At 47.9% G+C, this 21,550-nt stretch carries 13 protein-coding genes; all 13 read right to left on the minus strand.

What is annotated here, in order from left to right; genetic code table 11:
• Positions 1-19: 19 nt before the first annotated feature.
• The 13 genes from GJU82_RS10550 to GJU82_RS10605 all read right to left on the minus strand — a co-directional run bounded on the left by GJU82_RS10550 (position 20) and on the right by GJU82_RS10605 (position 21,520).
• Positions 20-2,647: a glycoside hydrolase family 2 TIM barrel-domain containing protein gene (locus GJU82_RS10550; RefSeq protein WP_153632109.1), complete on the minus strand. Its 2,628-nt coding sequence runs from the start codon at positions 2,645-2,647 to the stop codon at positions 20-22.
• A gap of 271 nt (positions 2,648-2,918) precedes the next feature.
• A complete protein-coding gene (locus GJU82_RS10555) occupies positions 2,919-3,542 on the minus strand; it encodes an endonuclease/exonuclease/phosphatase family protein (protein ID WP_153632110.1) in 624 nt (207 codons plus the stop codon).
• Between the two features lie 52 nt (positions 3,543-3,594).
• The gene (locus tag GJU82_RS10560) at positions 3,595-4,362 is read right to left on the minus strand and encodes a family 16 glycosylhydrolase (protein ID WP_153632111.1); all 768 of its coding nucleotides are present in this window, start codon (positions 4,360-4,362) and stop codon (positions 3,595-3,597) included.
• 127 nt (positions 4,363-4,489) lie between these two features.
• Positions 4,490-6,016 carry a SusD/RagB family nutrient-binding outer membrane lipoprotein gene (locus tag GJU82_RS10565; protein WP_153632112.1) on the minus strand — a complete coding sequence of 509 codons (1,527 nt, stop codon included), beginning with the start codon at positions 6,014-6,016 and terminating at the stop codon, positions 4,490-4,492.
• A 12-nt stretch (positions 6,017-6,028) separates the two neighbouring features.
• Positions 6,029-9,457, minus strand: coding sequence for a SusC/RagA family TonB-linked outer membrane protein (locus GJU82_RS10570; RefSeq protein WP_194831029.1), 3,429 nt, complete (start codon positions 9,455-9,457; stop codon positions 6,029-6,031).
• Positions 9,458-9,632: 175 nt separating this feature from the next.
• Complete coding sequence (locus tag GJU82_RS10575) at positions 9,633-10,619, minus strand: FecR family protein (RefSeq protein ID WP_153632114.1); 987 nt, start codon at positions 10,617-10,619, stop codon at positions 9,633-9,635.
• Between the two features lie 105 nt (positions 10,620-10,724).
• Positions 10,725-11,309, minus strand: coding sequence for an RNA polymerase sigma-70 factor (locus tag GJU82_RS10580; protein WP_153632115.1), 585 nt, complete (start codon positions 11,307-11,309; stop codon positions 10,725-10,727).
• 237 nt (positions 11,310-11,546) lie between these two features.
• Positions 11,547-12,440 carry a M13-type metalloendopeptidase gene (locus tag GJU82_RS17490; RefSeq protein ID WP_255473957.1) on the minus strand — a complete coding sequence of 298 codons (894 nt, stop codon included), beginning with the start codon at positions 12,438-12,440 and terminating at the stop codon, positions 11,547-11,549.
• Positions 12,427-13,593 (minus strand): M13 family metallopeptidase N-terminal domain-containing protein, encoded by a 1,167-nt coding sequence (locus tag GJU82_RS17495; protein WP_255473958.1) that lies wholly within the window; start codon positions 13,591-13,593, stop codon positions 12,427-12,429. Before GJU82_RS17495 ends, GJU82_RS17490 begins: the two co-directional genes overlap by 14 nt.
• 275 nt (positions 13,594-13,868) lie before the next feature.
• On the minus strand, positions 13,869-16,139 hold the full coding sequence (locus GJU82_RS10590; protein ID WP_153632116.1) for a glycoside hydrolase family 3 N-terminal domain-containing protein: 2,271 nt from the start codon (positions 16,137-16,139) through the stop codon (positions 13,869-13,871).
• 61 nt (positions 16,140-16,200) lie between these two features.
• Complete coding sequence (gene bglX, locus GJU82_RS10595) at positions 16,201-18,486, minus strand: beta-glucosidase BglX (RefSeq protein WP_153632117.1); 2,286 nt, start codon at positions 18,484-18,486, stop codon at positions 16,201-16,203.
• On the minus strand, positions 18,473-20,098 hold the full coding sequence (locus GJU82_RS10600) for a glucoamylase family protein (RefSeq protein WP_194831030.1): 1,626 nt from the start codon (positions 20,096-20,098) through the stop codon (positions 18,473-18,475). Before GJU82_RS10600 ends, bglX begins: the two co-directional genes overlap by 14 nt.
• 84 nt (positions 20,099-20,182) lie before the next feature.
• Complete coding sequence (locus tag GJU82_RS10605; RefSeq protein WP_153632118.1) at positions 20,183-21,520, minus strand: glucoamylase family protein; 1,338 nt, start codon at positions 21,518-21,520, stop codon at positions 20,183-20,185.
• Positions 21,521-21,550 lie beyond the last annotated feature (30 nt).

The raw sequence follows: 21,550 nt of genomic DNA on the forward strand, positions 1-21,550 counted from the left end.
ATCTGATTTATGATTGGATTCAACGTTTCTCAATGCGGATACCGCTTAACACCGGTTTTCCCTGCACGGGATGAAATTCGGCCGAAAGGCCTTTTTTTGTATCGACTACAAAAGTCTTCTTTACTGCCCTCAAAGCGCCATAATCGCGGGCCATGTTAAAATGGCTGAGTTGCTTCTCTCCGTTTATCGAAATGCCAAAACTCCGTGCATCGGCATTGATTTGCTCCTTCTCATTCGTCAGGTTATAAATCAACTGAGGCTGACCGGCATTGGAATTAGGTTCGGCAAATAATAATGTTACCCGGTAACAACCTTCCGCCACATCGAACCGATAGCTCTTCAATCCTTCGCGCATGGTTTGATAAAGCGGATCATCGTCCGTCCCTTTGATATTCGATTGTGTACTTAACGCCTTCCAGGAAACGGAATGATAAACATCGCCCCCCACATAACCAAAACTGCCCGGTTGATAGGGCTGGTCAGGAACCCAGTTCTCACCGGTCAACTCATCACGAAAATTGCAATTGCTGCCCACATTCACCCGAATGGTGTGGAACTCGCCCGCTGTCAGCTTGTGCGGAATCATACGAACGTTCACAATAAGCGAATCCTCCGCCATATCGGTTACAGCCAAAAGCTTATTCGGACCTGAAACAAACGGAACGTCCATCTTCACAATACCGTCGACCGGTTTCTGTGAATTGATCCACTCTCCGTTTCGGTACAGTGTTACCTGACCGGAATTGGTAAACATCCAAACCTGATGCATCGACTTTCCGTTTTCATCGGCCACATTAGTCCGGCTGGCATAATTGGTTCCGGCAATAGCTACCCGCGGCAACCTATCGTTCATCACCTGATAATAGTGATACACATCTTTCGGAGTACGGTTATATGTCGCCAGGCCTTTCTGGTTGACGTGCGGAATGGCATCGGCGCGTCCTTCGGAGCCAAAATCGGCAAAAATCCAGGCAGCCATGCCCATCACAAACGGTCGTTCATCCACCTGGAAACGGTAACTGGCATGTGACAGAAACTGATACTCTTCCGAGTAATCCCAGACCTCCGGATGATCGGCATGCAGCCGGGCATCGCTTCCGGGGCCATATTCCGAAAGCATAATACAGCGTTTGGGATGTTCAGCATGCTGTTTATCCAGAAAAGCGCCTAAATCGGCGTACTTGCCGCCATACCAGCCCATGTACAGGTTCCAGCCAATCACCTGCGGAATATCGGCAATTCCCGATTCATTGTAAATCAGATGCTGGTGCAAGGCCATTACGGTTAACCGCCCGGACGCTTCTTTTCGGGTCAGCGAATCGAGCTGACGGGCCAGCTTTACTGTATTTTCAATCATCCGGTTACGAACACTGTCTGAAAGTTGCTTCGCATATGCCAACTTAATCAGCACTTCATTCATATAACCATACATCACCACCGAAGGATGATTGTAGGTTTGATGAATGTGTTCCCGTTGCATATTCAGACAGTTCTCCCTGAACTCCTTCGATTCAGTAATTTCATTCACTACCGGAATTTCACTCCAAACCAAAATACCTAATCTATCGCATTCGCGATACACTTCCGGCGCCTGCGGATAGTGAGCCAACCGAACGAAGTTGGCCCCCATTTCCTTTATCAGTTCAAAATCTTTTTTGTGCAAATCATTGGGTAAGGCATTTCCCAATCCCGGATAATCCTGGTGGCGGTTCAATCCATGCAGTTTTAAAGGTTTCCCGTTCAGGAAAAAGCCTAAATCCGGATCGGCCCTGAACCAACGGAAACCCAGCGGACTCTCCGCCCGGTCGAGCACATCATCGCTCCGGTAAAACTGCAACGTGGTTTTTACCGTGTATAAGTTCGGTTCGTCGGGCGACCAAAGCTGCGGCTGGTCCAGCGGTTTCGACAGCATTTCAAAATCGCGGTCGCTGTTCCGCCTCACCGTAAAAACCTTGTTCAGCACTTCCACGCGCTTCCCTTCCGGGGAAAAAATCTCGGAACGGACCAACAGTCGATTGGTTTTTCCTGTCTCGTTTCGAACGGTTCCCCGGACCTTCACCTGAGCCGATTCAGCAGAAACCTGCGGCGTACTCACATAAACCGCAGGAGTCGCGTATTTCGCGAAAGCAAAATGAACCGGGTTTTCCACTTTGAGCCACACATCACGGTAAATGCCACCGTAAAAGGTAAAATCGGCGCTCAGCGGCGGAATCTCCGGATCGGGTGCATTGCTCACTTCCACGCGCAAATCATTTTCCGAACCGTAGTGCACATACGGTGAAATATCGAAGCTGAAAGCTGTGTAACCACCCTTATGTTCGCCAACTTTCTTTCCGTTCAAATAGACAGTCGCTATTTTGTTTACGCCTTCGAAATCAAGGAAAAGCTTCTGTCCTTTCCAACCGGCATCCACATAGAGGTTGCGCCGGTACCAGCCGGTTCCCCGGTAATAGCCCTGTTCATCGTCAAACGCATCTTTCGCGTTCCAGGAATGCGGAATATCGGCCGCTTTCCATTGTGTACTGTCGGGATGATCGGCTCGCTGAAAAAACCAGCCGTTGTTTAAGCTTGTTTTGATGATGGGGGCGGCCCAAACAGAGGCGGTCAGAAACAGGAAAAAAGTTAGACCTAGCAATCGTCGGCTCATAATTTACGGCAATTTTATTGAAGGTTTGAATTTAGCAAGAACAGGTTTTCCCAGCAAGATAATTTAACCGTAATGATTACGGTAAATCCTGCACAGCAAGAAATACCCAACCCATCAGATAAACTATATGAAAATAAATGTACTATGTAAGTGTCCGAACTTTATTTATCGTTTGTGAAAGTAACCTCGGTGAAAACCGGAAAATGGTCGGATGGAAACCGTTGAAGGTAGCATCAGGACCAAACGGGTTGGTTTCGCTTAGTGCTTTGGATTAGTTAAAGTTCTTGTCTATTTCCTGAATGACACCACTTCCCGGAAGTGAATTTAAATCGCCCATGAAAATAACCGGCAGGTTAGCGCTGTTGATTTCGTCCATCTTTTTCAACAATAATGCTACGCCATATTTACGAGCCAGCTCGCCTTTGTTATCCAAATGGGTATTGAAACCCCAGAACGATCCGTGTGTCAGCTTGTCGTAGAAAAGGCCATACGTGCAAATCCGCAGGTATGCTGCATCCCAGCCTTTCGATACTTTGCCGGGTGTATCCGACAACCAGAAAGTATGATGAACCAAGACTTTAAATCGGTTAGCGTTGTAAAAAACCGCTGTATGTTCTCCTTTATTGCCACCTTCACGTCCCTGCCCAATCGACTGGTAACCTTTCAGTTCCTCATTCAAATATTCAATCTGACCGGGCAATCCTTCCTGCGTGCCGAAAATATCGGGTGCATAGAAATTGAGCTGGTCGACCATAAAATTCTTCCGGTTTTCCCACGAATTCGGCCCGTCAGAAGCCAGGGCCAACCGAAGATTATAGGTCATCAATTTAAGGTTCTGGGCCTGTGTTGCCTGAATAAAACAGAAAGCCAGAATCAGAAAAAACAGCTTCTTCATGCTTATATCTTATTGTTTATTAATCGATTCAAAATACTCCTTCTTCTGGATATCATTTCTGATACACTTTTACCCAATCAACAACCATGTCAGTTGGGAAACACTGGTTGTCAACTTTGGGACCTCCCATGTTGCCACCGATAGCAATATTAAAAATCAGAAAGAAAGGTTTGTCGAACGGCCAGTTCTTTATGTTTTTATCTTTCGGCTGGTAGTGATAGACTTTTTTACCATCCACATAAAAGGTTATAAAATCTTTTGTCCATTCCATACTGTAAATATGAAATTGGGTGTAAGGATCTTGTATTTCCACGATTCCCGTGTAAGGTGTTGCTCCATAACCCGAAGGATTATGGATAGATGAATGGATATAGCCGGGCTTTTTACCAACATGCTCCATGATATCCAGCTCTCCGCAAGCCGGCCAACCTACTACTTTAATGTCCGCTCCCAGCATCCATAATGCAGGCCACGTGCCCACACCCGCCGGCAATTTAGCTCTCATCTTCACAATTCCATAAGTGAATGTGTGTTTGCCTTTTGTATTGATTCGTCCGGAAGTATATTCATTATTTTCATGCCGGGCTTCGATGAAAAGTTTTCCATCTTTCACCTCCACATTTTTACCGTCTGTATAACGCTGCAGTTCGTTGTTCACCGTTCCCGGTTTCATTACCCGGTTATTCCACGAAGTTGTGTCAAGCGAGTTTCCGTCGAAATTGTCTTGCCAACCCAATTTGTAACCTTCAGTAGATTGAGAAAATGCACTGAAAGAAACAAGACTAAAAATGACTGAAAAGAATATTATTTTATGTTTCATGGTGTTTGGTGTTTCTTTTTACTCGATTTACCGGAGTGTTATCCGAACAATATTATACATGCCTTTAAAAAAAGGGGAGGCTTAGCTCTCCCCTTTGATTCACATTTTTACTAATCAAATTCACCCTTTACTTCAAATACCAGGGAACCTGGTTGATTCCGTCGTAACCATTATACTGCTCATCAATGGCTTTTTGATAATTGACCGGATTTTTAGTTTGTTCATCCGTTGGGTACATCCAGCGTTTAGGATATACGGTCGGGTCATCCGGATCCAGGCTTGTTGAAGGATTCAGCGGGTAGACCGGGTAACCTGTACGCAGGAATTGCGGGTAGTTTCCTCCGTTGCCCTGGAAGAAATCAATCAACCAGCGTTGTGTCCAGATTTGATGCAAGCGATCCTCTTTGGTTCCGCCGGTAGCATAAGCTGCCGCACCGGTAAAATAGTTATCGATATAGTTCTGATCGATAGCCATTCCGTGCACATACCCCTCTGTATGAGGAAGGTTCATGTAATACTCCAACTGGGCTTTGACCCCGTTTTCATAATACTGCTGTGCATCACCCGACACCCAGCCTTCTTCGATAGCCTCCGCAATGATGAAGCACTGCTCTGAATAAGTAAAGTAGAGCATCGGGTCGTTATCCATGAAAGCAACATAGCGTTTATTCACCAGGGAATAATCACCATCGGCATTGTTCAGTGCCAGCTGGTCAGCTGACATGGAAGAAGGGGCTCCTACATAAGCATCCCAATCTGACGCGGTCAGGCCGACGTCAATTTGTGCCTGTGCCGGTTCGGCAAAATAGAACAAGCGGCGATCGTTCAAATTTTTCAGTGAATTAACCACCAGCTGGGTAACACCTGTGTATTTCCGGCGCTCCTCCCCATTATACATCGGGTAGGTTGCATTTGGGTTGTCAGAGTAAACCAGTTTAAAGTCATCGTCATTACCGGTCATCAAGTTTCCGGCATTGACAATTGCGGCAAAACGCGCTTTTTGTGCGGAAGTCCCTTGCTTACTCATGGTTTGAATGACCTTTAGCTGCATGGCATTACAGAGCTTCCGCCATTTGGTCACATCACCACCGTACATAATATCACCATCGAAGTTGGATCCCCGGGCAAAGTCAGCCTCCGCGCTTTGGAGATCTGTCAGGATTTCGGCAAATACATCCGCCTGTTTGTCATATTTAGGCAGGGTGATCCCCCCAGTCGCCATTCCGGCTTCCGAGTAAGGAACATCTCCCATGTCCAGGGTCGCCCGGAATCCAAACCAGGCTTTCATGAAAAGCTGCAATCCTTTATATGAAGATTCAAATTTTGAACCTTGGGCATATTGTGCCATAAATTGCAGATCCGTCAGCCGGGAATACGCTCCGAAACTACCGTAAGGATAATAAGAGTAATAATATTGATACGGATTCGGGTTGGTCTCCAGCATGGCAATGTGTTTGTTAAACAGGTTGCCGGAGGTAAAATCCGATGGGTTGGGGTTCCAAAACCGGTATGTATCTTTCAAAACCTGCGTGGCAAGCATGGAAGATGTAACCTTATTTGTTTTATTTGGATCCGTATTGATCTCCTCAAAATTACTGCACGAAGCCATAACGAAAAAAGCTATCAATACCAAAATATATGTTATATTCTTCATAGCGCTACTTAATTAAAATGTTAGTTTAATATTAGCTCCCAGATATCGTACTGATGGGTCAGCAAAATCTTCATTACCACCATCCGGATCAGAATATTTGAAATCCTTGGCCCAGAACAATACATTCTGTCCGACAAAGGCAATAGATGCACCCTTAATCACGCCGCGCCCCCAGTTATTCAGGATGCGATCCGGAACGGTATAGGTCAGGTTAACTTCTCTGAGCTTCAGGAATGTTCTGGAGTAAACATCATTAGGATTAGCACTTCCTCCCCATGCACTGGAGTTGTGGAAATCGATAACCGACTGTTTATAGGTCTCCGCCACATCGTTAGGTTTGTACTGACGGGTATCGGTAAGAATATTACCGTTGGTATCAAAGGTCACCGTACCGGAGGTAACCTGTACACCCTTACCAACGTAGTGGGGAGTACTCGGATCCTCGACATCCTGTTTACGTGCTTCGGTAACCGATGCCGGATGGACACCTGTTTGCCACATGTAACTTTCAGTACGGGTAGGCATTAAACCACCAACCACACCATCAAACGACATGTAGAGGCTGAAGTTTTTATACCGCAGGGTTGAATTCAGGCCCCAGATCCAATCCGGATTGCTATACCCGTAAAGCGTATAATAACTGCTCCTCATCACCCGCCCACTGGTATTGTAAATCAGCTGTCCGGCGTACTCGCCGTCAGGGACGCGCAGATATTTCTGGAGTGTAAAAGCGTCCGTACGGTTGCCAACTTCCACCCAGGGTTTTCCAAAGTTGGATGTATAGGTTGAATCGAGTTTGGTATACACTTGCTTGTAGGTCGACCAGTTCACACCGATATCCCACTGCCAATCCGTTTTCTTCAGCGGAGTAGTTGTTACGGCCACTTCCCATCCGCGGTTCGAGCGTTGTTCATCCGTATTCAGATAGATACCGGTATATCCGGTAGCAGATGACAATGGCCCCAGTTTCAGGATATCAAAAATATGCTTGGCATAATAGGTCACATCCACGGTAAAGCGCTTCTTAAAGGTCATCGCCTGAAAACCCACCTCAGTGGTGGTGTACGAGTTCGGACTGTAGGTATTCAGGTAAAGCGCTGATGGTGCGGTAGCTCCGTTCAGGGCATTCCAGGTACCCGGGTTCACACTGAATACACTGTTAATGGCATACGGATCTGGCGGCGTTTTAGCCCGTGTCCACGAACCTCTCACCTTCATCATATCCAACCAGTTATGGGTCAATGGCATCAGCTCGGAAATCACAAAACTACCCGATACCGATGGATAGAAATAGGAACGGTTGGCTTTGGGCACATTCGGATTGGCCAGCATGGAAACCCAGTCATTACGTCCGGTAAAATCCACGAAGAGCATCTTCTTCCACGAAAGTGCGACCCGGCCAAACAAGGAATTAACCTGCCGTCGGTTGGTACTTTCCCCTACAGCTGCCGGATTGACCGATGCATTCAGTGAGAAATACTCCGGGATTGAGATACCGCCGACGGTCTCAGCGTTAATGTTATCGCTGCGGTCGTAGAACATGGTTCCCCCAGCCAGATAATCCACATCAAAATCATCGAGGAAAGTCCGGCTACCAGTCAACAGGAAATCACTGTTAATACTGTATCCCTGCGTCCTACCAGTCAAATACGCCCCGGTCCGGCTACCATTCCAGGTATAAGGATTTCCGGGAATACCCGTGTTACCTGAAGAAGTGTATGAACCCTCTGATATCCTCAATTGTCCCCGATTGATAAAGAAATCGAGTCCCCCGCGGAGGGTAGCAGTCAACCAGGGAGCAATATCATAACTGGTGGTCAAATCGGCATTGAAAATATCACGCGATTGCTCGTTGGTACGTTGATACCGATCGAAATACGGATCGTTTTGATTCTTACCACTGTAGGTATTGGTGGCAAAATCGTATCCGAACTGGTTGTTCTGCAGCTGGCCGGGTATCAGCCAGTAGTTGTTTTTGTAATCGAGAATGTTGAAGTCAGCCGATGAATAGATCAACAATGTGTACATCGGGTCATACGAAGTATAACCGTTGGAACTCATGTTCGGGGTTTCCCGTTTGGTATACGACATGTTCGATGAGAACTTGAACTTATCCAGGGTGATATCGCCACCCAGGGTATAAGTGTACTTATTCAACCAGGAATTCGGATACTGCCCTTTATTCTGGATCCAGTTCAGTGAGCTCCTCAGGGCAATTTTGTCCGTCTTAAAAGCGACACTGACGTTGTTGTTGGTTATGTAACCCGGCTCCAGGAAGTTTTTAAAGTTGTTTTTACCTACCGGGAGGTAAGGATAATCCCGGAACTCCTTAGCGATCGGATCCCATTGGGTTCTGACCGTTCCATCCATGAAGGTACCCCAGGACTGATCGGAGTTGATATCATAGATATCGGCGGTACCACGACCATACACACTCTGCTTCTCGGGAATGGCCAGGAATCCGGCACTAAACATGGTGTTCGAACTCAGATCAACGGATACTCCCAATTGACTGGTACTACCGTTTTTGGTCGTAATCAGGATGGCGCCATTTTCCCCGCGGAAACCGTAAAGAGCAGAAGCAGTTGCCCCTTTCAGAACACTCATTGACTGAATATCATCTGCAGCGATATCATTCAGGGATTTATTGGCGTAAGCGACGCCATCAATCACAATCAACGGACTTTCACCTCGGACCGAGATGGTAGGTGCTACGTTAAAATCAGTTGAGTTTTGAACCAAAACTCCGGCTACTTTACCGGTCAACGATGTTCCTACATCAATGCCGGAAACTTTTTGTAAGCTCTGGCCCTGAACAGTTTGGACAGAATAACCCAGCGCTTTCTCTTCTCGCTTGATACCGAGTGCTGTTACAACGACTTCCCCCACACCAATTGTTTCCTCCTCCATCTGAACATCGATGGTATTTCTGCTTTCCACAGCAATTTCCTTTGATTTCATACCTACGAAGGAAAAAACAAGCGTGGCATTAGACGGAACACCGTCCATCTCATAGTTACCGTTCGTATCGGTTATGGTACCCTTTGACGTTCCTTTAATAACGATTGTCACACCGGGTAGCGGCCCGCCGGATTTGTCCGTTACATGGCCTTTTACACCTATCTGCTGCTGAGTTTCTGCATCCGGAGTTAGCACGATGTGCCGATCTTTAATAATAAAATTGATGTTTTCCCCATCAAATAATTGGTGCAGAATTTGGTCTACACGTTCATTTTTTGCTGAGACACTTACCGTTCTGTCAACATCAATCAAGTCACTGTTATACAGAAAATAAAACTCACTTTGTGACTCAATCTGAGATAAGACTTGCTTTACAGTAGTATTAGTCAGATTGAGTGACAAGCGGGTTGACTGTGCATAACTTTTAACGGCAAAAGTCTGCAATGTCGATATTAGAAGTATCACCGCTGTTAGTCTCATAATAACAAGAAGTTTTTTGCAGCTGTGATACCACAACGGCAAATAGTTAGCTTTTTTTTTCATAGATTTGAATGCTTTTAATTATTACTTTAATAATTAAACCCTTAATGGGTTTCGAAAGGGAGTGTTGGCGCACTTCCTTTCTTTTTTACAACTTGTTTCTCATTGGCAAAATCTATTTAGTTTTCTTTTTGATATAAACGATTGATTTTGTGTATGATTTTTCTCCACGGTCATAGTGGGCATTCTGATAATCAATGTCGATAGGAGAAGACAGTTTTAGCAATTCAAGTACCTGGTAAAGCGATTCGTTCTCGAACGTGGTGGAAAAATGGTAATTGAGAATCTCCGGGTCTTTGATAATAACCTTTATTCCATACCATAATTCCAGTTGTCTGGCCACCTCTTTCATAGGCGTTTCATCAAATACCAAACGACCGTTATGCCAGGCAATGTATTTGTTAATATCCCCTTTCGAAAGTTGAACTTCACCCGACTGACGACCGACAACAGCTCGCTCCCCCGGATGCAGAATTACCGACTTCGACGAAGTATGATCTTGATTTTGTGTTGTCAGGCTGATTTTTCCCCTGGCCAATACTACTCCCACCTTGGTCATATCCGGATACGCATTTACATCAAATTCGGTTCCCAACACTTTCACCTGAACGTTATCAGCCTTGACAATAAAAGGGACTTCCGGAGTTTTTTGCACACTGAAAAAAGCTTGTCCGACCAGTGAAACATTCCGTGTTTTTCTGGAAAAAGGTATAGGAAAGCGAATGGTACTCTCAGCGTTAAGCCACACTTTACTGCCGTCGGGGAGAACGATTTGAGAACGGGTCCCCGGCGGACTGGATATCTGTTGCATCGCAATGTGGTCACCGGAAATATCTCCATGCGGGAAGTAATATTGCCAAATGGCGAACAGTAGTATAGGAAGGAATAAAATCGCAGCCACATTGCTTAAACGCCGAAGATAAAATCTCCATTTATCGTCTCCCGGTAAACGATTGCTGACCTTGAAAAAAGCACCGGGGACATCTACGTGATCAATCAAGTCGATTACATTCACCGCTTCGGATACCTGCTCCTGCGTATCCATGCACTCTCGTCTTTCAACAAAGGCAGCAATCTCTCTATTTTTATCTTCTTTTTGCATACTGTGGTGCACTTCCCTCTTCTCGTGTTGTTTTACATCAAATACAATCAACTTTGGGGTCACACGTAAACAAAAACAAAAAATTGTTTAAGAAAGTTAATGAGGTCACAATCTAAACCCAAGAAGTATGAGTAACGGCAGGTAATCCTTGAGCTTTACCCGTAGTATTTTTAATGCATGACTGATGTGTGTCTCAACGGTCCTTTTCGAGAGATTCAGTTTTTCGGCAATCTCGTCATTTTTCATTTGCTCCAGGCGGCTCATGACAAAGACTTCGCGGCACCGTTCAGGTAGTTCGTCAATAGCCTGACGAATAATCTCCTGAAGTTCCGAGGCAATGTAAAGGTTGGGTTGGTAAAGCAGGTTTTTCTCCGACATATCATATAGCTGCCCGATGTATTTACTCTTGACCTGTTGATGTTTCAGCGAATTCAGACAACTATTCCGAACCGATGTAAAAAAGTAGCTTTTCAGCGAGTCAACCAACTTCACACGCTGCCGCTTCTCCCAAAGCTTGATAAACATATTCTGCACGATATCTTCGGCCTGCAACTCATCAACAGCAAATTGAGTGGCATATATCACCAGGCCCGGATAATAAAATTGGAACAACAGCTCAAAAGCGGTTCGGTCTCCGCTCCTCAACCGCTCGATAATATTCCTCTCCTGTATGCCCTTTATCAGCTGCATATAAGCAAAAATATCATTTTAGAAATTGAAAATCTTTAGCGCTGCAGAATAAAAAAATCGCAACTTTCATGCTACCCCAAAAATCGATTGAATTTTAGCAAAAGTAACTTATTACTCACTCTTTTTGTGATACAGTTAATTTTCAATGTTGTAAAACATAAAGTCTGACAAAATACATTTAACCAAAAAGCCCGCCGGAAAAATCAGCGGGCTCATTTATTATTATCAGGAATTCGTTTACCAGATTTTCACACGCAAACTGTCGGGCCGCCACATGCCATCGCCCTTTTTCACGCCGAATGTTTTGTAGAAAGCCGTCATGTCCGACAGCGGGCCGTTCACCCTGAATTTAGCCGGAGAGTGTACATCGCTACGCACCTGGTTGGCAATAGCTTCCGGACGCATGTTCAACATCCAGGCCATGGCGTACCCCAGGAAGAAACGTTGGTTCGGCGTTAAGCCGGCAATCATTTCATGGTCCTGGTACTGTTTGGTTTGCTGAAAGGCCTGGTATCCCATCATAATACCGCCCAGGTCGGCAATATTCTCGCCCTGTGTCATCGAACCATTGACGTGCAGGCTGTCAACTGCCACATAACCGTCGAACTGCTTCACAATCATCCGGGTTTTAGCGTAGAATTTAGCGCTGTCCTGCGGCGTCCACCAGTTGTTCAGGTTTCCCTGCTCATCGTACTTGCTACCCTGGTCGTCGAAACCATGCGTCATCTCGTGCCCAAACGTCGAACCACCAATGATAGCGTAAAGAATAGCATCGTCGGCCATCTTACGCTCGTACCCCGGAACCATGATGTTACAGCCCGGTACCACAATCTCGTTGTTCGATGGATTGTAATACGCATTATAGGTTTGCGGCTCCATGCCCCATTCCGTGCGATCGACCGGCTTTCCATATTTCGAGATCATGTAATTAGTGTACCACTTGTTGGCGTTGATCACATTCTGCACGTAGGAAGCGCGGTCGACATGCAATGCGCTCAGGTCTTTCCACTTATCAGGATACCCCACCTTCATTATCATCACATCCAGCTTGTGCAGCGCTTTCTTCTTGGTACCTTCGGTCATCCAGTCCAGATTTTTGATGCGCTCGGCATACACCTTACTTAATAGCATGACCAATCTCCAGCAGTTTCTCTTTGGTACCGGCCGGCAGGTAATCCTTCACGTACACCTGACCAACCAGGTCGCCCAATGCACGATTGGTAAGACCAACCACCCGCTTCCAGCGCGGACGCGGCTCCTGTATTCCCCGCAGGGTTTTCGAGTAAAAGTTGAAAGCCGTCATATAAGTATGGTCATCCAGATAGGAAGCCAGGCCATTCAGTAAGTGGAATTTCAGGTAATCTTTCCAAACGCTCATCGGGAAAGTTTTCAGGTAGCCATTAAGCGCGGTAAGAAATTCGGGCTGACCCACAATCACCGAGTCCACCTGTGCCAATCCCATGCCTTCAGTGAAAACGTTCCAGTCAATATTGGGTGTATCCTGATTCAGTTGGGCAAAAGACATTTTATTATAATTCTTCAACGGGTCGCGCGTATCTTCACGCTTCCGCGAAGATCTTGCCAGCGCCGTTTCCAACTTCATGGTATTGTCAGCAGCCTTTGTAGCTTCTGCTTTATCGTACCCCATAATGGTGTACATGCTGTCGAGATAGGCCACAAATTTCGTCCGAATCATTTTGGCGCGGTCATCGGTAGCAAAATAGTAGTCGCGGTCGGGCAAACTCAATCCGCCCTGCGAAACAAACACCGCATTTTTACTACTGTTTTTATCGTCCTGGCCCACATAGAAACCAAACATCGGCGAACCGGCCACCGTTTGGATGTAAGCCAGTTCCTGAAACAAATCTTTGTTGTTCCGAATATTATCAATGCGCCCGAAATCGGCTTTCAGCGGCGTGATTCCATTCTTGTTCAGCGACACACTGTCCATTCCCGGGTAAAAAAAGTCGCCAATTTTTTGCCGGTTACTCCCTTTTTCGGCGTTGGCCATGGCTGCCGACGATTCGCAGATGTCACGAACCTGGGTGTTAACCGTATCCTGAATAATCTGGAAGATGCCATTGGATTGCTCGCTGGCCGGAATGGGGTGTTCCTTGAACCATTTTCCGTTGGCAAACATAAAAAAGTCATCGCCCGGCTTCACAGTCGAGTCAATGTGCGACACCAGGGCATCGCTTTCGGATGACGATACGTTGGGCTGACACGATGCCAACCCCATAGCCATCACTCCGACAAACATGTAAGCAAGATTGCGTTTTTTCATATATGATAAGCAGATTAATAGATTTTCGTGGAATACCCGATAGGTCGGTTACCGGTTAATAAAATTACAAGTTTTGCCCGGTTTTTCTCCCTTCCAGTAGAAGAACCCCCTTTCCTGACGCCGGTAAATGAACACAAACCACATTTTTTGAACACCTTCACCGACATTCGTTGAATGCGCTTTGACAGTCGTTAAATGAGCATTAACACTAAAAAAACCGGCCGGCATAACGCCAACCGGTTCGGTGTTTAGTAGTCTATGATATTAAATCCAACCTATTTCACCAACGTAAATGCTGCTTCCTTTACATCATCCGATGCGCCCCCGACAAATACCTTGAAATCGCCGGGCTCGGCGCCCCAGGTCATATCCTTACGGTAGAAGGAAAGATCGTTCATGGTCAAATCGAAGCTGACGGTTTTGCTTTCACCCTTTTTCAGGAATATTCGGCGGAAGCCTTTCAGTTCTTTCACCGGACGGGTGACACTGCCCACCATGTCGCGGATGTACAGCTGGGCCACCTCGGTCCCGTCGTAGTTACCGGTGTTGGTAATGGTGGCACTAACGTGAAGTGTGTCGCCCATGGCCAGTTTTGCCGTGCTCAATTTCGGTCCGGTATAACTGAAAGTCGTATAACTCAATCCATGACCGAAGGCAAACTCCGGTGTATTCGGTGTAAACAGGTAGCGCGAACGGTATTTCTGTTCTTTTCCGGTTTTGGAGTAGGGACGGCCTGTATTTTTCGCACTGTAATAAATCGGAATCTGACCGGTAATCCGCGGGAAGGTCATCGGCAGCTTCCCCGACGGGTTGTATTTTCCCGAAAGGACATCAGCCAGCGCCGGCGCTCCCTCCGTTCCGGGGAACCACGCTTCGAGCAGCGCATCGGTCATCGGCACTTCCTTTTGCAGCGCCAGCGGGCGACCACTCATCAGTACCACAACCACCGGCTTCCCGGTTTTGTGAACGGCTTTCAGTAATTCCGACTGAACTTCTGGTAAATTGATGTGCGCACGGCTGGCAGCTTCGCCGCTCCATTCAGCCGATTCGCCCAACACCATCACCACCACGTCCGAACGACGGGCAGCCGAAACTGCCGCAGCAAATCCGGAACGATTATTCCCCTGAAGGTCGCATCCCTTGGCATACTGAACATTTTTTCTTCCAAACTGGTCTTCCATGGCTTCCTTCACCGTCTTGTTGATTTTCCAGTCGCCGGCAGCATGCCACGAACCTAACAAATCGCGCTGCGAACCGGCCAACGGGCCAATCAACGCAATCCGCTGTCCCTTCTTCAACGGCAGTGTTTCCTTATCATTCTTCAGCAACACCATCGACTCACGCGCCATCTGGCGGGCCAGGGCCAGGTGATACTTCGAATACGTCAGTTTTTTGTCGCGCTCGTTATTGAAGTATTTATACGGGTTGGCAAACAATCCCAACCGGAATTTAATCCGCAACACGCGACGCACGGCGTTGTCAATTTCGTCCTTACTGACACGGCCTTCCTTCAGCAACTCTTTCAGGTATTTGGAATACGTTCCGCCCTGCATGTCCATGTCTACGCCGGCATTCATCGCCAGTGCAGCGGCATCTTTCTCATCTTTGGCAATGCCGTGAGGCACCAGTTCGTTAATGGCAGTATAATCCGTTACCACGAAACCGTTAAAGCCCCACTCGTTTCGCAGGACGTCGGTCATTAGAAAATGATTGGCCGTTGCCGGAACACCGTTCAAATCGTTGAACGAAGTCATCACCGTTCCTGCCCCGGCATCGACAGCCGCTTTGTAAGGAGGCAGGTAAACGCCGCGAAGTTTCCGCATCGACATATCGACGGTGTTGTAATCACGGCCGGCTTCGGGGGCGCCATAAGCAGCAAAGTGTTTCACGCAAGCCACAACGGTTGTATCCGAGGCCAAATCGGTTCCCTGGAAACCGTGTACCCGGGCCGCAGCAATCTTACTTCCGAGGTACGGATCTTCACCGGCGCCTTCGGTTACGCGTCCCCATCGAGGGTCACGGGAGATGTCGCACATCGGGGCATACGTCCACTGAATACCGGCGGCAGCGGCTTCGGCAGCAGCGGCAGAGGCAGTCTTCTGAATGGTGTTCAAATCCCACGAAGCCGCTTCGCCCAACGGAATGGGGAAGATGGTTTTCTGTCCGTGAATGACGTCATAACCAAACAGCAACGGAATTTTCATCCGGGTCTGTTCCACGGCAATGTTCTGCAATTTCCGGTTGTAATCCGGCGTAAATGCATTGAAGATATTTCCACACCGTCCGGCTTTTATGTCGTTGATGTAATTCTCGTTCATACTCGGGCCGGTTTTATCCCAGCCGCTGGAATACAGCACCAGCTGCCCGATCTTTTCGTCCAGGGTCATCATCGAAAGCACAGAGTCGACCTTGTGTGTAACCACCGGATCGTTAAAATACTTCGATGCCTCACGTTTTGTTGCCACCTTTTTCGAGGCAGGCTGCTGACAGGACGACAGGAGCAAAACCGCTCCGGCAGTCAGCAACATCGTCAGTCTTTGTGTCATCTTTTTCACTACTAATCTAATTTCAGGTTCACAATGTATTGTTGTCTTCTTACCAGGGATATCAAGGTTTATTCAATGTAAAGCCGGCAGAGATGGTCATTCCGGAACTGCTTCCCACCATCACATCGAAAGTGCCGGGTTCGGCCTTCCATTGTATGTCCTGGTTCAGAATGGCCAAATCTTTTCGCGTTAGCGGAAAGGTAATTTCCTTCACCTCGCCGGGAGCCAGCCGTACCCGTCTGAACGCCCTCAGTTTCTTCACCGGCGGACTCACGCTGGCCACCTGCTGATGGGTATACAACTGCAACACTTCCGTTCCTGCCCGTTTGCCGGTATTGACGACCGAAACCGATACGTTCAGCGTATCGTTCCAACTCATATTCTGCATGCTCAGTTTCACCGGAGAAATCGAAAAGGCGGTGTAACTCAACCCATAGCCAAACGGGTAGAGCGGCGTATTGGGCATATCCACATAACGCGTCGTGTATTTGTTGTCCGGGTCAAACGTCCGTCCGGTATTCAGGTGACTGTAAAAGATGGTCACCTGTCCCACACTTCGCGGGAAGGTAACGGGCAGCTTCCCCGACGGGTTGTAATCGCCGAACAGCACATCGGCAATGGCATTTCCTCCTTCCGTACCCGGAAACCACGTTTCCAAAATACCCGGCACGTGGTTGTTCAGCCAATTTACTGCCAGCGGCCGGCCATTCACCAAAACGGCCACCACCGGTTTGCCGGTTTTCACCACCGCTTTCACCAGGTCGAGCTGGTTACCGGGCAGTTGTAACGAAGCGCGGCTGTCGCCTTCTCCGCACATGCCGTTATTTTCGCCGAGCACCATCACGGCCACATCAGCGTTCCGGGCTGCCCGGACCGCTTCCGGGAAACCACTTTCCGAATCCATATCATAACCGGTTCCTTCGGCATAACTTACCTTCGTCCATGGTGAAACGGCGTTTTTAATTCCCTGCAACACGGTCACCACGTCTTCCGTCCGGGCCAGTGCATGAACAGGTCCCAGCAAATTCAACTGGTTGTCGGCTGCAGGCCCAATTACCGCGATGGAGTGAAGTTTTTTGCCCAGCGGCAAAATATTTTTCTCGTTTTTCAGTAATACGAATGTTTCACGGGCGGCTTTCCTGGCCGCTTCCCGGTGCCCTGCCGGAAGGATATAATTGACGACCAATGTGGAATCGCTGTAGCGAAAGGGATTATCGAACAATCCCAATTCAAACTTCATGGTCAGCACTTTTCGCACTGCATCATCCACCACCGATTCCGGTATTTTCCCCTCCTTAACCAGCTTTGGCAAATTCTGCAGGTACGAGCCGCTGTGCAAATCGATATCCACACCCGCCTTCATGGCCAACACATCGGCCTGCGCCGAAGATGCAGCCACCCCATGTTCCTCCAGTTCGGGCACCGCGTCGTAATCCGACACCACAATGCCGTTAAACCCTAACTCCTTACGGAGAATATCGTGAAGCAAAAAACGATTAGCGGTCACCGGGACGCCATTAAACGCCACAAAGGCAGGCATCACGGCCCCGATTCCGGCTTTAACTGCTGCTTTGAAAGGGGGCAGATACACTTCCCTCAGTTCCCGCTCCGGCATATTCACGGTGTTGTAATCGCGGCCGGCCTGCACGGCACCATAACCCACAAAATGTTTCGCGGTAGCCATCATGGTATGCGGAGAGGCCAGACTTTCACCCTGATATCCTCTTACAGCAGCCGCAGCCATCAACGAACCGAGGTACGGATCTTCGCCGGCGCCTTCCACGATACGTCCCCAACGCGGATCGCGGGCAATATCAATCATCGGGTTAAACGTCCAGCTAACACCGGAGGCTGTCGCCTCAACAGCCGATATGCTATCGGCCTTTCGGACTAACCCGGGGTCCCACGAAGCCGCTAACGCCAACGGAACCGGAAATGCGGTTTGAAAACCGTGAATCACATCGCCCATGAACAGCAGCGGAATTTTCAAATGCGACTGCATCGCCAACTTTTGCATTTGGCGCGTATAGCGGGCCACATTCCTATCGGGAAGAACACCGTTGGTCCCTCCAAGTTTGCCTTCCTTAACCAGCTGTTCCAGGTGTGGATGGCCGGCTCCCATAATACAAAGCTGACCAGCCTTTTCTTCCAGTGTCATCAACGATAACACCGAATCCACTTTGTGTGCTATCACCGGATCGGTGAAGTACCGGCTCCCCGGATGTGCCGCCGTAGACTTTTTTTTACCGGAAGGCTGGCACCCCGACATGGCCAATATAACAACCGCAAAAGCAGTAATCGCCCGCACTCCGGTTTTTCGCCGCTTCCCCGGCTTATTTGGTTTCATCTACCTGAATAGGTTTATCGTCAATCGTAAAACCCAATCGTTTCAATCCCTCCAGTACGTCTTCATTTTTCATGAAGGATTTCCACACCAGGCCGGAGCGGTAATTTTCAATCATCACTACAATCGGTCCCTGATCGATGGCCAGGTAAGTTTTGCGCACCTGTTCTTCGGGTTTGTCGGCTACCGAAAGGTTGATTCCGTCGTAAAAGCCGAACGGGCCAAACAGGTATTTACCGTAATTCCGGTAAAGGTTCTTCAGCACTTTCATCGATTCTTCCGGGGTGTACGGCATCGACGACAGCGCAGCGGTCGGCGTAATCGTTCCCAAATCGCGCTGAAAGCCCGGGGCATGCGCCGTATATCCATCCGGAACCATATCGCCGGCGGTGAGCCCCCAGAAACCGGGGCCATAGCCTTTCCAGCCGTAAGGATTATCGATGCAGTAGGCACGGTTAATCAATGTTTGCCGTTTGTTTTGCTGCCAGTAATTGGCATATCGGTCGCGCAGGCCTTTCGGATCGAGCCCCATGTAAGAGTAATGCGCAAAAAACAACGGACCGCCCATCCATTTCCGGTTTCCCAGCGGCAGCATTATGCCGTAATACGTGGAATTATTGGCGAATGTATCCCAGTTGTTTCCGGCCCAACCTTTGTGGTACACTTCCGGTGAAATAGCATGACCGGGCGAAGAGGCTGCGAGGATGTAGGTAATCAAACACTCGTTGTACCCATGAATAGCATGGTTCATTTTCCATCCGAAATTGGGAGACCAGTGCCAGTACAAAACCTCCTGCCCGCGGGTATAGAAGTTCCAGTCCATCGATTTCCACAGGTCGGTAATTTGCCGTTGCAGAAATTTTTCTTTAGGCGTCGGGCGGTTGAAAAACTGACGGGCTGCCAGTAAACCTTCCATCATGAAGGAAGATTCGACAATATCACCGCCATCATCGTATTTACTGAAGTGATAAGACTTTTGCGTATTCGCGTCGTACCAGTGCGCCCACATTCCGTGAAAACGGTCGGCGGCACTCAAAAATTTCGTGAGGTTCAATAAGCGGCCAACGGCTTGTTCGCGGGTAATCCAGCCATGCTTCACACCCACCATCAAGGCCATTACCCCAAATCCGGAGCCACCAATGGTGACAATATCACCATCCGAATGGTTATCCCGTTCACGGGCCATGCCCAAATCGGCCCGTCCAAAGTCCCAGAAATAACGGAAGGTGTACTTTTGCACCATGTTCATGAGCTCCTCATTAGTGAAGTCATGAATCGCGGTATTGGCCTCCACCGCTTCGGAAGTCAGCTCTCTTCCCTTCCGGTTTACCGGAACAAGTTTGTATTTTAGGGAGATGTTTCGCCCCAGGTCGGTCACAAAATCGAGGTAGTAGTTATTCTTCGTTTCAGTCCGCAACTGATAATTGTTGCCGGTTGCTGCATACAAACGATAGGACACAGCATTTTTCAAATCGGGCCAGCGCAATTCCACGTGGCTGTCATATCCTTTGGCTGTAAAATGTTCAGGTTTGGTGAGGTATTGGTTGAGATGATCCTGGGCTGAAACACCTTTCACCAGCAGGAGAATGATTATGACACTGAAGAATTTTTTCATTAGATGATTACTTTTTTTGCCCGAAAGGCAATCATTTCAACGGTAAAAAAGCCGGATTCCGGCGAAAAATCTTGTTGATTATTTTTAATTGTTTGTCTTCTCAAAACCCAGCTTACTAAACATCGTCTGCACATCAGGATCCTGCATAAAGCTGTTCCACAAAATTCCGCTGCGGTAATTCTCAATCATCGCAATAATGGGGCCCTGGTCTATCGCCAGGTAAGAAGCGGCATACCAGTTTTCATGAATATTAAAAGCATCTTTGAAACCATACTTTCCCCAAAGACCTTTCGAACCGTAATATTCGTAGAAGTAACGCATGGCCGCCAGCGATTCGGTGGGCGTATAAACAATCGACGAAATGGCTGCCGTGGGTGTAATGGTCCCGTTATCATTGGCCGTTGTAGGTTCATGAGCCATGTAGCCGTTTACCGGATCATCAGACGCTGTTAGTCCCCAGCAATTCTCGTTGTAGTAAGAATAAGTTGCAGCCCGGCCGATGCACCATTCCCGGTTCAACAGGGTTTGTTCCTTGTTCCGGACGAAATAGGAAGCGAAGTTACTGGCGCTAATGTATTGGTCTGAAAAGTGCGGATCCATTCCCAAATACGAATAATGCACAAAGAATAACGGTCCACCGTAATAACCATACTTGTCAACAATTAAGGTCCGGTTGTAATTATCGCCAGCCCAACCGGCATCATACAGCGACGGTTCGATTGGATGTGTGGGAGAAGCGACGGCCAGCAAATAAGTGATCATCGTTTCATTGAATCCCCGGATGGGCATATTCATGTCCCATGCGTAATTGGGTGACCAGTGCCAATAGAGGTAATTCTGTCCGTTGGTGTACCATTTCCAATCCACATCGTGCCACAGCCCGGTAATCATACCCCGCAACTGTGTTTCATCATCTGACGAACCATTGAAGAATTGCCTTGCAGTGAGTAAGCCCTGAATCATGTAAGCCGTTTCGACCAAATCGCCGCCATCATCCTTTTGCGAGAAAGGAATAGTTGCGCCGGTGGCACCATTTATCCAGTGCGACCAGGCACCATGATAACGGGTCGTTTTATCACGCAAAAAGGTGACCATCTTCAACAACCGCGCAACGGCTTCCGGACGGTTAATGTAACCACGTTTCACACCGACAATAATCGCCATAACGCCAAAACCGGAGCCTCCGGTGGTGACAATGTCATCGTTGCCATTGCTTCGTTCGCGGATAAGGCCGGAGACCGGATGGGCAAAGTCCCAAAAATACCGAAAGGTGGCTTGCTGAACGGTATCCATCAGTTCCGCATCCGTAAGCCGAACGGGTGGCTCAGGTACGGTTCCTCCACCTGAAACAGACTCCTTCTTTGAACAGGAAGCCATGGCAAAAGCCATCCAGATTGATATGAAGAACAGGTATTTGTACATTCGGATAATGTGAGCCTAACAAACAGGAAG

The organism is Prolixibacter sp. SD074, from assembly GCF_009617895.1.
In the GTDB taxonomy this organism is placed as follows: Bacteria; Bacteroidota; Bacteroidia; order Bacteroidales; family Prolixibacteraceae; genus Prolixibacter.